The organism is Solwaraspora sp. WMMB335, from assembly GCF_049179075.1.
Lineage (GTDB): Bacteria > Actinomycetota > Actinomycetes > Mycobacteriales > Micromonosporaceae > Micromonospora_E.
Genome location: NZ_JBMHMF010000001.1, coordinates 5,497,735 through 5,512,293, shown reverse-complemented (window position 1 = coordinate 5,512,293; position 14,559 = coordinate 5,497,735). Strand labels below are relative to the sequence as shown.

Here is a 14,559-nt window from a genome sequence, read left to right as displayed (position 1 = left end):
GGACGTTGCGTCACCGGCCGATGAGCCCACCAGATTCGCCGGCGACGGCAGTGGCCGCAGTGACCACAGCGGCATCGGCGGTTGCCGCAGAGCGACGGCGATGCGGTTCAGCCGACCGGCTGTGCGGCGAATCCGAACTGCACGCCACCGTTGTCGTCCACGGCAGCGTCGAGTGCCTTGTCGTCGAGGAGCTTGGCCGCCTCGGCGTCCAGGAAGACCCGGGCTCCGGAGGAGTCGACCACCTGGTCTCCGGCGATGGGCTGGTCGGCGAGCGTCAAGGTCAGCGAGCCGGCTGCGGCATCGGCGGCGATCCGCAGCCCCGCGCCTTCCGGCGCCTGCTGCTGCGTGGTGATCTCGCGGATCACGAATACGGCGTTATCGGTCATGGTCAGCATGACAACTCCTTCACCAGGAATTTCGGTTCTGACAGGAAAGGGATGGACTTACCAGAGAAGGTGATGGTCGACGCCGAATAACGCGTCAATGTGAAGATCGGGATGGATCCGACGGCTCAGCGGGCGGGTGCGCGGCGGGCGGTCAGGGCGGGCGGCGGGAACGCCTTTGGGCTGGGTCGGTCAACGGCCGTCTGTTGCCTACCGTGCCCGAGATCCGCGAATCCGTCAAATCTCCGCGCCGAGGATCAGCACCGGGATACCGCCGTCCAACCGGTACCCGACGCCGTGCACCGTGCGTACGACCGGCAGATCTTCGCCGATCTTGACCCGCAACCGGCGAACGTGAACATCGACACTGCGCGGGCTGGACCGGCGGTGTCCCCATACCCGGTCCAGCAACTGCCCGCGGGTGAACACCCGGCGGGGGTGGCTGGCCAAGCAGAACAGCAGGTCGAACTCGCGCCGGGTAAGCGGGATCTCGACCGGTCCCAGTAACACAGTGCGTGATTCGGCGCAGATCCGCAGCGCGGCGGGATCACCCAGATCGGCAGCCGGCACCGCAGGAGGCCCTGCGGTAGTCGGCCCTGCGGCAACCGGCCTCGCGGAAACCGGCCCTGGGGCAACCGGCCTCGCGGTAAGCAGCGTCCGGCCGTCGCCGCCGAACCCGACACCCGCTCCCCGTCCGCCGCCTGGCAGCCGTGTCGCGGCCGATCGCTCGTCCTCGATCAACTCCTGCAGCAGACCGATGAGGTGGAACCTGAGCACGTCATCCATCTGACTATAATGACAACCGTTTTCAAGTTGGTCGAGAACAGTCCCAGACCAGTTCAGTCGAGGAGAGCGTGGATGTCGTCGCCGCCCGCCCAAGCCGGCCGTACCGCCCGGACGCCTGCAGCCACCCGACCGGCTGTCACGGTGCTGTCCGGTCTCTGGCCCGCTGCCACCATGGCGGTGGCCCGGACCCTGCTCGCCGCCGACCCCAACCTGCTCGTCGTCCGGCACGAGCTCGGCGCGGCGCCCGGCGGCGTCGTGCACCGCCAGGTCCGTGACGGCAGCGGCATCATCGAACAGGCACACGTCGAGTTGACCCGCCGCTGCGTCACCTGCACCCTTCGGGAAGACGTCCTGCCCACCCTGGCCAGGCTGGCCACCACCCGTCCGAGCAGCGACATCGTGCTCGTCTTGCCCGACGTGGTCGAGCCCGAAGCCTTCGCGGCCGCCTGCACCCAGTGCCGGGTCGACGGCGCGGAGATAACCGATCTCGTCCGGTTCGACTCGTACGCCACCGTGGTCGCCGCCGAACACCTGCTCGACGGGCTGGCCAGCACCGATGACCTGAGCCATCTCGGCATCAACGCGGCGCCCGACGACGACCGCGCGCTCGCCGACGTGATCGCCCGCCAGATCGAGTACGCCGACACGGTCGTGCTGTGGGGCGAACCGCCGGACGGCCCCTTCGAGGCCCACCGGCTCGGCGTACTGCTGCACCGGTTGGCCCCCTGGGCGGTGCACCTGCGCGCCGGCGACCAGCCGACCATTGACGCGACCAGCCTGGCGGCCCAACTGAGGCACACCGATCGGCACCGTCCGGAGACGCCGGGCGTACTCGGACGCGGCCTGGCAGGCTTCCCGACCGGCGTGCACGAACCGATCCCCGACTGTGGGATCGTCTCGGCGGTGTTCCGCGCCCGCCGCCCGTTCCATCCGTACCGGCTGCACGCGGCGCTCGACGAGATCGGCGCACGGGTGCTGCGGTCGCGGGGCCACCTGTGGTTGGCCAGCCAACCGGATACGGTCATCGGCTGGCAGTGTGCCGGCGGCGGGATCGGGATGCGTGCCCTCGGGCCCTGGTTGACCGCGGTCGCGGACGCACGGTGGGAACAGGTCGGCATTCACCGCCGGCTGGCAGCGGCGCTGGAGTGGGACCCCTACTACGGCGACCGGCACCACAACCTGGTGTTCATCGGCGTCGACTTCGACCCCGTCGACCTGCATCGGCTGCTCAGCTCGTGCCTGGTCACCGACGCGGAACTCGCCGAGGGCGAGGCCGGTTGGCGTGCCCTGCCCGACCCGTTCGCCGGCTGCTGACGATCTGCCCGCCCGTTCGGGCACATGCCGCAGGTCGGGCACATGCGGCAGGGCCGGACCCCGGTGTCGGGGTCCGGCCCTCGCGTTGTCCTGTCGCGGGTCAGCTGTTCCAGTGGGTGGCGACGAGTTCGGCGGCCTGGGTTTCCCATTGGGCGTAGTGGTCGGGGTAGGCGGAGACCTGGACGGTCTGGGCGGCGTCGGTCAGTGCCATGTCCTGCCAGCCGTCTACTTGTTTGAGGGCGTCCAGGAACGCGGTGGTGGAGTGTTCGGGGTCGGTGATCTGTTCCACGGTGCCCCAGCCGGAGGAGGGGCGTTGTTGGAACAGGCCCTGGGAGTCGTGGTCGTTGCGGTCGCCGAGGTGGCCGAGGTTTTCCAGTTTGGATTCCTGTAGGGCGGTGGCGGTGGCGATGACGGCGGCGCGTTGGTTCATGCCGGCTTTCTTGGTGGTGGTGATGATGGTTTTGGCGTTGGTGGTCTGTTCGTCGTCGAGGTCGATGTGGGATTGGGTGCCTTGGGTGCCGTGGGGGGTGAGGGTGGTGGTGTCGGTGTTGTCGTTGGTGGTGGCGAGGGCGGTGGTGTGGGTGGTGAGGGGGGTGTGGTCGGCGGCGAGGGCGGGGGCGGTGATGGCGCCGCCGGCGAGGGTGAGTCCGGCGATGCCGAGGGCGGTCTTGCGCAGGGTGGTGGTGATGGTGGTGGTGGTGTTCATGGGGGGTCCACCTTCCGTGTCGGGGGGTGCCCTGCCGGGGCGGGGCGGGTGACAGGTCAGATGGTGGTGCGGGGGCGCGCGGTCGGTGCCGCGGCGGCGACCATGTGTAACGCCCCGGTGGGCGGGGTCATTCCGGGCCGGGACGTGGCATGCTGCTGACCATGTGTGTACGGAGTGCCCGATGACCGTGGTGTCCGTCATCAACTACAAGGGCGGTGTCGGCAAGACGACCGTCACCGCGAACATCGGGGCTGAACTGGCGTACCGGGGCCACAAGGTGCTGCTGATCGACCTCGATCCGCAGGCGAGTCTGACCTTCTCGTTCCTCGACCCAAGTCAGTGGGAGCGGGAGCTGGCCGATGACCGGACCATCCTGCAGTGGTTCGGCACGGTGTTGAACGACGGCGGCACCGCGCCACTGGACCGGTACGTCATCGCCCCGACCATGGTCAACGACATCATCAGCGAGCACAGCGCCGGCCGGCTCGACCTGGTGCCGTCCCATCTGATGCTCACCGACGCGGATCTGGACTTCGCGGCCGATCTGGGCGGATCCCGGTTCCAGCACGGCAGTCCGCGCTTCCTGCCGCTGCACCGCGCACTCGCCAGCGCGCTCGCCGCCCCGGCGTTCGAGGCGTACCAGGTCGTTCTGATCGACTGCCCGCCGAATTTCACCATGGTGACCCGGACCGGGATCGTGGCCAGTGATCACATCCTGATCCCGGCCAGGCCCGACTACCTGTCCACACTCGGCATCGACTACCTGCGCAAGAAGGTCTCCGAACTGGTCACCGACTTCAACCGGGTCGCGGCCGGCAAGGTCGAGCAGATCAGCCCGGAGATTCTGGGCATCGTGTTCACCATGGTGCAGTACAGCAGCCAGGGGCCGTTGCTGGCGCTACGGGATTTCATCAACCATCCCGCGACGATCGAGATTCCGCGCTTCGCGACGATGATCCGGGACAACAAGACGCTCTTCGCCGCCGCTGGCGAGCAGGGTCTGCCCGCCGTACTGCTGCCGAACGCCAACATCAACGTCCAGTACGAGCTGCAGCAACTCACCAGCGAGTTCCTGGCCAAGATCCGCCCCTAGGAGACATACGTGACAAGCACCGCCGATCTGACCCATGCCGTGCTGATCCGGGTCGCGGAGTTCCTCCGTACCGTGCCGCCGGAGCAGCTGGCCGCGCTGGCCGACGGCAGCTCCCGACTGACGATCGTCGGGGTCGGGCAGGCAGCGGCGCCGTCGGGACAGACCCGCGCCGCCAAGGCCCGCGCGACCAGGGCCGAGCCGGCGGCACCGGCGGTCGACGTCGAGCGGGTACGGGCGGACCTGGCCACCATCGACGACCGGACGGCCGCCGGCCGTTACCTGGACGACCTGCGGTTGAAGGCCGCCGACCTGCGTGCCCTCGCCAAGGAACTCGGTGTGGCGGTACCGAGCCGGGCGACCAAGGCGACCATCCAGCAGAGCATCGTGCAGGCGACGGTGGGCCGCCGGCTCACCTCGGCGGTGTTGAGCAGGCCGGCCAACGCCGGCTGACGATGCCGGCGGAAAGCGGAAAGCCGGCGGAAAGCGGGAGACAGTACGGCAGCTGGACTTGAGCCTCAGGTCTCCAGCTGACGGTCTTCCAACTGGCGGCGTACCTCGTCGAGCACCTCGACCCGGCGGCTCGCAGGAGCCCCGGCCCGCAGTTGGCCGGCAAGGTGCTCGGCGACCCGGCGAACGTCCCGATCGGTGAACTCAGGCCCGCCAGGCCCGCCAGGCCCGGCGGTGGGCGCGGGCCTGGCCGGCACGGCCAGCGGCAGCGGATCACCCACGCAGACCACGTCAAGGAATCCGGTGGTACGGGTGAGCGCCACGTACAGCATCCGGTGGCCGCGTGCGTCGTCGGCGACGATCTGTTCCGGTTCGACCACCACGACCGCGTCGAACTCCAGGCCCTTGGCTTCGGCCGGGCTGACCAGGTTGATCGCCTTGCCGAGTTCCCCCTGCTGGGCGCTGCTCCAGGCGACGCCGTTGTCGGCGAGAGCCGCTTCCACCTCGCGGCGGCAGCGCGGCGGGCAGACGATTCCGACGAACGCGCCGCGCCCGGCGTGCCCGGCGGCGACGGCCGCGACCCGACCGGCCCGCTCGGTCAGTCCGACCTGGTGGACAGCCGGCTCGGCAGGGCCGTCACGGACCACTTGCGGCGGTGTCACCGCCGGCGCGGCCACCGGCAACAGCCGGGCGGCGAACTCGTACGCCTGGCGCGGCACCCGGTAGCCGTACCGTAACGGCACGGTGCTCACCGGGTGGGTCTCCGGCAGATGCCGCGTCACCTCGTCCCAGCTGTCCCGCGCCCACACGCCGGTGGACTGGGCAAGGTCGCCGACCACGGTCAGCGACCCGCTGGCGCTGCGCCTGGCTACCGCTCGCAGCTGCATAGGCGACAGATCCTGCGCCTCGTCGATGACCACGTGGCCGTACCGGCGCTGTGGCCCGCCATTGATCAGGTGGTCGAGTTCGTCGAGCAACGGCAGGTCGGCGGCGGACCAGATCTCCTCGGAGACGCGGTCGGCCCCACGGCGGTGCAGCGCGGCGAGTTCGTCGTCGGTGAACGCGGCCGATGCGCCGCCATCGCTGCCAGCACCGGGAGCACCACCAGCACCGGGAGCACCACCAGCGGCACGGAGCCGAGGGCGGGAGGCGAGCAGGTCGCGGAGGAAGGCCGCCGGACCCTGCTGCGGCCAGAGCCGTTCCACCAGATTCGCCACGACCGGCTGGCCGAACTCGTCGGGGTCCACCGCGGCCCGGCTGCGGACCAGCTCGACCAGCTTGTCGCGGAACAACCGCCGACGGCCGGCGTACGGCAGTACAGCCGCCTCGGCACCGGCGATCGCGGCACCGATGTCGGCACCGGGCAGGGTGACGAACCTGCTGCCGAGCAGCAGCCGCTCTGCCGGCTCCGGTGCGCCGATCCGGTTGCGCAGCGCCCGGTCCAGCAGGGCGGCCATCCGGGCTTCGCCCTTGAGCCGGGCGACCTCGGCGGATTCACCACGCCCTCGGCGTACCGGCGGGGCGAGCCGGCTGACGTCGCGCAGGTCGACATCGGCGTCACCGAGATCGGGCAGTATCTGGCCGATGTAGCGCATGAAGGTGGGGTGCGGTCCGACCACCAGCACGTCGGCCGCGGCCAGCTCGGGATGCTGGAACAGCAACCAGGAGACCCGGTGCAGGGCGATCGCGGTCTTGCCGGTGCCGGGCCCGCCCTCGATCACCAGCACCTGGGCCAGTGGGGCACGGATCAGTTCGTACTGCGCGGCCTGGATGGTGGCCACGATGTCGCGCAAAGTCCCGGTGCGTCCGCGGGCGAGCTCGGCGAGCAGATGTTCGTCGACGCCACCGGCGCGCACCCCGGCGGCGATATCGGCGAACAGTACGTCGGTGAGGTGCTCGATGGTGTTGCCGCTGCACTGATAGCTGCGCTTGCGTACCAGTCCCTGCGGATCGGCGGGGGTGGCGGTGAAGTAGCGGGCCGCCGCTGGCGACTGCCAGTTGATCACCAAGGGGTCACCGCCGTCCGCCGGGCTGATCAGGTGCCGCCCGAGATACAGCGGCGGCTCCGAGCCCGAGTCGTCGTCGATACGGCCGAACGCGACCGCGTCAGCGGCGTCACCGAGGGCTCGGGAGACAGCCTCGGCGTGCTTGCGCAGCCGGGCCGCGGCAGCCTTGTCGGCACCGCTGGCAGGTAGGGCACCGAGGCTTGCCAGCCGGCGGTCCCGCTCGGCGGCGGCCGCGTCGAAGTACGCCTGCTCGGTCGCGATCTCCGCGGACATGTCGGCCACTGCGCGTCCTCTCCCCGGTCGATCGGCACACCGTACCGGGCCGGGAGCGGGCCGGGCAGCCCCACAACGGGCAGCGAGGGCTGGACCGCCCGGCCCGCACGCGGCTACTCGGCGGCGAGTGACTCGACGACCGGCTGGCGCAGAGCCCGCCGGGCGGGCAGCACCGAGGCGAGCAACGCCGCCACGCCGGCCACCGCGACGATCAGCCCGAACTGGCCCCACGGCAGGTCCAGCCAGAAGACGCCGTCGTTCTCGGTGTTGAGGGCGGCGATCACGCTCGCCGCACCGGCCACCCCGATCACGATTCCGCAGACCGCGCCGGTGACCGCCATCAGCACCGCCTCGACGCTGAGCATGCCGCGCAGCTGGCCCCGGGTCAGCCCGACCGCCCGCAGCAGAGCGTTTTCCCGGGTCCGTTCCACCACCGACAGGGTCAACGTGTTGGCCACCCCGAGCAGCGAGATGAAGATCGCCAGTGCCAGCAGGGCGGCGACGAACTGCAACGCGGTATCCACTGTCGAGCTCTGCGCGGCACCGTACGCCGCCCGGTCCATGAACTGCACGTTCGGATAGCCGACGACGAGTTGCTCCACGGCGGAGGCCGCCGCCGAGGGTTCGATACCGGCAGCCGGCTCGATCTGTACCAGCCACGTCCCGTTCTCGGGGTGGACGGCGGCAAAATCGTCCGCGCTGATCAGCACCCGCCCGGGCTGGCCCGGCTCCGGCTCGGTCGTCCCGGCCAGCACGGCGACCACGGTCAGCGTCCGGGCCTGGCCGGCCGGCTGCTCGTCGTCGTACTCGACCGGTTCGAGGCGGATCTCGTCGCCCACCGCGAGCCCGCTCCCCGCATCGGCGACAGCCCGGCCCGGGGCCAGGTCGGCGAGGTCACCGGCGAGCGCGGTGGCGCCGGTCTTGGCGAGCAGATCGGGATGCGCGGCGACGATCAGGTTCCCGGTCGCCTCGTCGTACCCCTCGCCGGTGGGATGCACCAGCCCGATCTGCGGCAACTGCGCCAGCCGCGACATCAGCTCGTCCGGCACCGGTTCGCTGTCGCTGGTGAGGAGGAAGGCAGCACCGATACGGGCCGCGACCTCACGCTCGATGCCGGCCTTGACACTGCTGGCGGCGGCGGCGAACGACGAGACCAGCCCGATGCCGATGACCAGCGCCATCGCGGTGGCGGCGGCACGGCGCGGGTTGCGGATCGCGTTCGCGACCGCCAGCCGGGAGGTGGCGCCGCCGGCGCGCACGGCGACCACGCCGAGCAGCCGGGTCACCGCCGGCACGATCAGTGGACTGGCCAGCACCAGGCCGAGGAAGGTGAGGATGCCGCCGACGACCACGAGCAGCAGTTCCCCGGCGTGGCCGGCGGCGGCCAGCACGGCCACTCCGGCCGCGATCAGCAGCAGACCGGTGCCGAGGCGGACCCGGCCCACCGGCCGGGCGACGGTCAACACGGCGTCGGTGAGCGCCGAGACCGGTGCCACCGCGGTCGCCCGCCACGCCGGCAGCAGTGCCGCGCCGACCGTCACGCCCACTCCGACACTCAGGGCGACCAGCACGGTGCCCGGGGTGACCACGATGGTGGCGGGCATGCCGCTGCCGAGCATGGTGTACACCTGATGCAGGCCGGCGGCGGTGACCACGCCGGCCGCCAGCCCCCAGACGGCGCCGATCACGCCGATCACCACCGACTCGACCAACGTGGCCCGGAACAGCTGGCCACGGGTGGCGCCGACCAGCCGCAGCAGCGCGCTCTCCCGGGTCCGCTGGGCGAGCAGGATGGTGAAGGTGTTGGCGATGACGAACGCGGCCACGAAGACGGCGATCGCCGCGAACGCCAGCAGCACGTCGGTGAACTGCTCGCCGTTGCCGACCGCGTCGTCGAGGGCGTCGGCGCGCACCTGGTCGCGGGTGCGGGCGACCCCGTCGTCCCCGGCCGTCGCGTCGACCCGGGCCGCCAGCTCGGCCAGGTCGGTGCCGGGCCGCGCGGCGACGACGATCCGGTCCACGTCGGTGCGCCCGGTGAGCTGCTGCGCGTCCGCCGGCAACAGGCCGAGCAGGCTGCCGCCCAGGTCGACCGGGGTGCCGGCCACGTCGACGAGACCGACCAGCCGGTACGTCCGGGCCGGCTGGTCGGGGCCGCTGGCCTGGACCTCGTCACCGACGGAGATCTCGCGCCGGTCGGCGGTGCGCGCGTCGAGCACCGCCTCCCCGGGACGCTGCGGTAGCCGCCCGGCGGTGACCTCCAGCGCCCGCAACTGCTCCGGCTGCGGGACGGTGAGCAGGCCGTTGAAACCGGGTACGGCCTGGCCGTCCGGATCGAGCAGGCCGATGCCGTAGTTGGCGATCAACCCTTCGGCGGCGACCACCCCGGGAAGATCACGGATGCGTTCGACCAGTTCGGCGGGCAGGATCGGCGGGCCGGCGTCGGTGCCGGTCGGCCGCTCGTAGTCGGGCCGCAGGTCGACGTCGACCGGCCGGTCGAGGGCGTACGCCCGGTCCTCGGCGGTCACCGCCAGCCCGTCGGCGAAGATCAGGGTGCCGGTGACGAACCCGATGCCGAGCACGATGGCGAGCGAGGAAAGCAGCAGACGTGCCGCGTTGGCGCGCAGCGACCGCAGCGTGTGGCGCAGCATCGCGGCGCTCACCGGCCCATCGGGGCCGGACGCCGCTGGCCGGCACCGGCATCGAGGCGGGAACCGGCGTCGAGACGGGCCATGACCGCGTGGACCGCGTCCACGTCGGGCCGGTCCAGTTGGTCGACCTGGCGTCCGTCGGCGAGAAAGACGACCCGGTCGGCACGGGTGGCCGCGAGCGGGTCGTGAGTCACCATCACCACCGTCTGGCCGAGTTGGTCGACCGCGTCGCGCAGCAGGCGTAGCACCTCGGCGCCGGAACGGGAGTCCAGGTTGCCGGTCGGTTCGTCGGCGAAGATCACCGCCGGGCGGGTGATCAGGGCGCGGGCGACGGCGACCCGCTGCTGCTGCCCGCCCGAAAGCTCCGCCGGCCGATGCCCGAGGCGGTCGGTCAGCCCGACGGCGGCGACCACCTGACCCAGCCAGCCAGGATCGACCCGGTCGCCGGCGATCGCCACCGGCAGGGTGACGTTCTCCAGGGCGGTGAGGGTGGGCAGCAGGTTGTAGCGCTGGAAGACGAACCCGACCCGGTCCCGGCGCAGCAGGGTGAGTCGCCGGTCGTCGAGCCGGGTGATGTCGGTGTCGCCGACCCGGACGGTGCCCGCGGTCGGTCGGTCCAGGCCGGCCAGGCAGTGCATCAGGGTCGACTTGCCGGAGCCGGACGCGCCCATGATGGCGTGGAAGCGGCCGGCGGGAAACTCGACGTCGACCCGGTCCAGCGCGGTGACGGCCGCCTCGCCCCGGCCGTACACCTTGGACAGGCCGACAGCGGTGACCGCCGCCGCGGTCGTAGTGATCGTTGGCATGCGGCACACGCTAGGGACGGGGCGGGTGCGGGTCGTCCACCGCGCTACGTCACTTGCCGGTCCGTCGCGGGTCGCATCCGGCCGACGACGTACGACCTGAGGCGTACGCCATGTCCGGCCGCACCCGCCACCGCACTCGCCACCGCACCCGCCGCTGGGCAAGCAACCGGGCAAGCAACCGGGTCAGCCGGCGCCGGGGCGGATCAGCCCGGTCTCGTACGCGAGCACCACCGCCTGCACCCGGTCACGCAGTCCCAGTTTGCCCAGAATCCGCCCGACATGGGTCTTCACCGTCGCCTCGGCGACGGTGAGCCGGGCGGCGATCTCCGCGTTCGACAGCCCCTGGCCGATCAGCAGCAGTACCTCGCGTTCCCGCTCGGTCAGCCCGGCCAGTGCCGGACCGGCCGGCGCGGAGGTGACCAACTGCCCGGCGAAGCGGTCCAGCAGCCGGCGGGTGATCCGTGGCGCAACCACCGAGTCGCCGCTGGCGATCACCCGGATCGCGGCGAGCAGTTCCTCCGGCGGCACGTTCTTGAGCAGGAAGCCGCTCGCCCCGGCCTGCAGCGCGGCGAACGCGTCGGACTCGGTGTCGAACGTGGTCAGCACCAGCACTCTGGGGGTCGATCCGGCGGCGCAGATCCGCCGGGTGGCTTCGACCCCGTCGAGCACCGGCATCCGGACGTCCATCACCACGACGTCGGTGTCGACGGTACGCAGCAGCCGCAGCGCCTCGGCGCCGTCACCGGCCTCCCCCACCACGGTCATGTCGCCGGAGTAGTCGAGCACCATCCGGAACCCGGCCCGCACCAGCGCCTGGTCGTCGACGAGTACGACGCGGATCGTCATGGCAACCTCGATTCGCTCGGGCCACGGCCTCGGTCGATCCGGGCCACGGCCTCGGTCCGTTCAGGCCGCGGCGGGCAGGGCCAGCGGGATCCGGGCGTGCACCTGCCAGCCGCCGTCGAGGCGTGGTCCGGCGCTGAACTGGCCGCCGTACAGCCCGACCCGCTCGCGCATGCCGACCAGCCCGTGCCCACCGGTCGGCAGCGGGGCGGCGGCCACCGGCAGCGGGGTGACGTTGGTCAGGGCGGCGGCCGGGGCACGCCCGCCACCGTCGTCGACCACGCTGATGCCGATCGCTGCGGGCAGGTAGCCGATGTCGACCACCGCCTGCGCCCGTGCCCCGGCGTGGCGCAGCGTGTTGGTCAGCGACTCCTGCACGATGCGGTACACCGCGAGGGCGACCCCGTCGGGCACCTCGGGAGCGGCGCCGGTGATCCGCAACTCGACCGCCAGTCCGGCGCTGCGGGCCTTCTCCACCGCGTCGCCCACCTGGTCGAGGTTGCCGCGCGGGCGTTCCACCACCGGCTCGGAACGCGCCGGATTACGCAGTACGTCGATCAGCTGGCGCATCTCCCCCAGCGCCTCCCGGCCGGTGCTGCCGATCGTGCCCAGCGCCGCCCGGACCCGCTCCGGGTCGCGGTCCAGCGCGAACCGGGCGCCGTCGGCGTGCACGATCATCACCGACAGCGAGTGGGCGACGATGTCGTGCAGTTCGCGGGCGATCCGGCCCCGCTCCTCGACGACGGCGATCCGGGCCAGGTGGTCGCGTTCCCGTTCGGCGGTCGCGGCCCGTTCCTCCAGACTGAGTACGTACAGCCGGCGGATCCGCACGGTCAGGCCGGCCAGCCAGACGCCGACCGCGACCGAACTGGTCATCCCCAGGATGGTCCGGTCGACCAGGCCGCCGGGCAGGTAGCTGAAGTCGCCGCCGCGCAGCGCCGGACCCATCAGCACCGAGGCGGCCAGGCAGCCGGCGAGGGTGACGCCGAAGGCGAGGTGCCCGGCCCAGGCCTGACGGGCGTACTTCACCACCGAGTACATCGCGATCAGGATCGCGATGTCGTGCGGGAGCAGGGTGAACGTGTCGAGGGCGAGAAGTTGGAGCGCGGCGAGCCAGGCGATCACCGCGTACGTCGCCACCGGGAAGCGGCGCCGCAGCAGCAGGGCGGCCGCCATCAGCAGCCCATGACCGAGACCGACCACGCCGCGGTACGACGATACGGCCGCGAACAGCGACAGGAACATCGCCAGGAACGCGATCCCGCCGCTGAGCGCCAGGTCGAACAGCTGTTCGCGGTGCCGCTGGGTCAGCAGGTTGGCCGGCATGCCGCGAAGGGTACCGCCGGACTCAGCGGGTGGTCCGATCCTGCCTGCGGGTGGCTGGTTGCGATCGGGGCAGGGTGCTGGACTTGCCGACCAGGGCACTCGCGACGAGCCGGTCGACGCCGGGCAGCCGGGCGGCGGCCAGCGCCAGCCGGCGGGCGCGCAGCCGCCACGGCGACTCCGGCACGAACCAGGCCATCCCGTCCCGCGCGGCCTGCTGCTTCTCCGCCACCAGGGGACGCATCAGCGTCTGGTAGCCGCGCAGACCGGCCGTGATGTCGTCATCTGTCCTCGCCAACTGCTCGGCGAGCAGGTACGCGCCCGCGACGGCGAGCGAGGCACCCTGGCCGGCCAGCAGCGACACCGCCTGGCAGGCGTCCCCGACGAGCACGACCCGGCCGTCGCTCCAGTTCGGCAGCTCGATCTGGGCGACCTGGTCGTAGTAGATGTCGGCGGCGGGCGGGCAGGCGGCCAGCGCCCGGGGTGCGATCCAGCCGAGGCCGGCGTACTCGCGGCGCAGCGCGGCCTGCGGGTCGGCCGACAGCGCCGGGTCGGGGGTGCGGTGTACGGCGAAGACGGCGACCCGGTCGTCGCGCAGCACGTAGCAGCCGAGTTGCCGGTTGGTGGTGTCGGTGAGCGCGAAGTCGTCGCCGACGGCGGCCCGGACCTCGGGGTCGTCGAACGTCCACGCGGCGGTGTGGAAGCCGAGATGGCGCAGGTAGCGCTGCTCGTCGCCGAAGGCGAGCCGGCGCACCGTGGAGTGGATGCCGTCCGCGCCGACCAGCAGGTCGGCCCGGTGCACGGTGCCGTCGGCGGCGGTTGCCTCGACCCGGTCGGGGTGCTGGTCGATCCGGGTCAGCCGGGCATCATAGCGCACCTCGACCCGGTCGGGCAGCGCTTCGCGCAGGACCGTTTCCAGGTCGGGACGCATGATGCTGACCAACTGACCGTCGACCATCCGGGCGAAGCGCGCGTAGCTGAGGCTGGCCCGGCGCCGGCCCCGGTCGTCCCGGTAGGTCAGCTCGCCCACCTGGTAGCCGTAGGCCCGGATGGCCGGCAGCACGCCCATCCGGGCGGCGGCGTCGTAGCCCGGCCCGAAGAAGTCCATCATGTATCCCTGGGCGCGCGGTGCCGGTGCCTGCTCCAGCACGGTCACCGTCCAGCCGAGGGTGTCGAGCCGCTGGGCCAGGGCCAGCCCGGCGATGCCGGCTCCGCAGATCACCGCCTTCATCGCGCCGCCTCCGCCGCGGAAGCCGCCCGCATCGTGGCCGTCGCCGCGGTCGGCGCTGCCGCCGTCGCCATCGCCGCGGTCGGCGCTGCCGCCGTCGCCGGGGTCAGGATCCGGATCAGCACGGGGGCGACGGCCGCGCCGGTCAGGCCGGGTGACAGCGGCCGGTGCAGCATCATTCCGTCGATGGCGGCGGCCAGGACGGCGGCGGTGGCGGCCGGGTCGGCGACGCCGTGTCCGGCGAGCCAGCCGGCGAGGCGCTCGCGCAGCCCGTCGATGACGGCGGCGAGCGCGTGCCGCAGGTTCTCGTCGCGGGTGGCGGCCAGGTAGGCCTCGGTGAACAGCAGCGATGTCGGGTCGGTGCCGGAGAAGCCGTCCAGGGAGGCGAGCAGCGACCGTACCCCGTCGGCGGCGGTGGCGGACCGGGCCAGCACCTCGTCCAGCTCGCCGACCAGGGTGGTCATCACCGTGGTGGCCGCCTCGACGAGCAGTGCCTGGACCGAGGCGTAGTGGTAGTGGACCAGGCCGGGGGCGACCCCGGCCCGGTCCGCGACAAGCCGGGTGCTCACCCCGGCCCAGCCGCGTTCGGCGATCAGCTCGGCGGCGGCGGCACGGAGCCGCTGCCGCACCTGCCGGCCGCGCTCGGCGGCTGTTTGCGGTGGCATCGCATCCTCCTCGCGGGAACCTTGTTGGGCGTTCGCCT

13 protein-coding genes are annotated in these 14,559 nt (G+C 72.1%); 3 read left to right on the top strand and 10 right to left on the bottom strand.

What is annotated here, in order from left to right; genetic code table 11:
* Positions 1-107: 107 nt before the first annotated feature.
* Together ACN27F_RS24020 and ACN27F_RS24015 are read right to left on the bottom strand one after the other, a co-directional pair.
* Positions 108-395: a HesB/IscA family protein gene (locus ACN27F_RS24020; protein ID WP_421437168.1), complete on the bottom strand. Its 288-nt coding sequence runs from the start codon at positions 393-395 to the stop codon at positions 108-110.
* Positions 396-620: 225 nt separating this feature from the next.
* Entirely contained in the window at positions 621-1,169 is a 549-nt protein-coding gene (locus ACN27F_RS24015; RefSeq protein WP_421437165.1) for a winged helix-turn-helix domain-containing protein, read from the bottom strand.
* Positions 1,170-1,241: 72 nt separating this feature from the next.
* On the opposite strand from ACN27F_RS24015, the gene ACN27F_RS24010 reads away from it, so the two are divergent.
* Complete coding sequence (locus ACN27F_RS24010) at positions 1,242-2,483, top strand: CobW family GTP-binding protein (protein ID WP_421437164.1); 1,242 nt, start codon at positions 1,242-1,244, stop codon at positions 2,481-2,483.
* A 100-nt stretch (positions 2,484-2,583) separates the two neighbouring features.
* Here the strand turns inward: ACN27F_RS24010 and ACN27F_RS24005 are convergent, their stop codons facing one another.
* Positions 2,584-3,171, bottom strand: a complete 588-nt coding sequence (locus tag ACN27F_RS24005; RefSeq protein WP_421439873.1) for a hypothetical protein — start codon at positions 3,169-3,171, stop codon at positions 2,584-2,586.
* A 199-nt stretch (positions 3,172-3,370) separates the two neighbouring features.
* Here ACN27F_RS24005 and ACN27F_RS24000 point away from each other — a divergent pair, with 199 nt between their 5' ends.
* Together ACN27F_RS24000 and ACN27F_RS23995 are read left to right on the top strand one after the other, a co-directional pair.
* Positions 3,371-4,282, top strand: coding sequence for a ParA family protein (locus ACN27F_RS24000; RefSeq protein WP_421437161.1), 912 nt, complete (start codon positions 3,371-3,373; stop codon positions 4,280-4,282).
* 9 nt (positions 4,283-4,291) lie between these two features.
* Positions 4,292-4,732: a hypothetical protein gene (locus ACN27F_RS23995; RefSeq protein ID WP_421437159.1), complete on the top strand. Its 441-nt coding sequence runs from the start codon at positions 4,292-4,294 to the stop codon at positions 4,730-4,732.
* Positions 4,733-4,797: 65 nt separating this feature from the next.
* Here ACN27F_RS23995 and ACN27F_RS23990 read toward each other — a convergent pair whose 3' ends face one another.
* The 7 genes from ACN27F_RS23990 to ACN27F_RS23960 form a co-directional block, all read right to left on the bottom strand.
* Positions 4,798-7,008: a HelD family protein gene (locus ACN27F_RS23990; protein WP_421440415.1), complete on the bottom strand. Its 2,211-nt coding sequence runs from the start codon at positions 7,006-7,008 to the stop codon at positions 4,798-4,800.
* A 113-nt stretch (positions 7,009-7,121) separates the two neighbouring features.
* Positions 7,122-9,668 (bottom strand): ABC transporter permease, encoded by a 2,547-nt coding sequence (locus ACN27F_RS23985; protein ID WP_421437156.1) that lies wholly within the window; start codon positions 9,666-9,668, stop codon positions 7,122-7,124.
* Positions 9,665-10,462 carry an ABC transporter ATP-binding protein gene (locus ACN27F_RS23980; RefSeq protein ID WP_421437153.1) on the bottom strand — a complete coding sequence of 266 codons (798 nt, stop codon included), beginning with the start codon at positions 10,460-10,462 and terminating at the stop codon, positions 9,665-9,667. The genes ACN27F_RS23985 and ACN27F_RS23980 overlap by 4 nt, the downstream gene beginning before the upstream one ends.
* Positions 10,463-10,645: 183 nt before the next feature.
* Positions 10,646-11,308 (bottom strand): response regulator, encoded by a 663-nt coding sequence (locus tag ACN27F_RS23975; protein ID WP_421437150.1) that lies wholly within the window; start codon positions 11,306-11,308, stop codon positions 10,646-10,648.
* A gap of 60 nt (positions 11,309-11,368) precedes the next feature.
* Positions 11,369-12,631: a sensor histidine kinase gene (locus tag ACN27F_RS23970; protein ID WP_421437148.1), complete on the bottom strand. Its 1,263-nt coding sequence runs from the start codon at positions 12,629-12,631 to the stop codon at positions 11,369-11,371.
* 22 nt (positions 12,632-12,653) lie between these two features.
* A complete protein-coding gene (locus ACN27F_RS23965) occupies positions 12,654-13,859 on the bottom strand; it encodes an FAD-dependent monooxygenase (RefSeq protein ID WP_421437147.1) in 1,206 nt (401 codons plus the stop codon).
* Complete coding sequence (locus tag ACN27F_RS23960) at positions 13,856-14,521, bottom strand: TetR/AcrR family transcriptional regulator (protein ID WP_421437146.1); 666 nt, start codon at positions 14,519-14,521, stop codon at positions 13,856-13,858. Before ACN27F_RS23960 ends, ACN27F_RS23965 begins: the two co-directional genes overlap by 4 nt.
* Positions 14,522-14,559 lie beyond the last annotated feature (38 nt).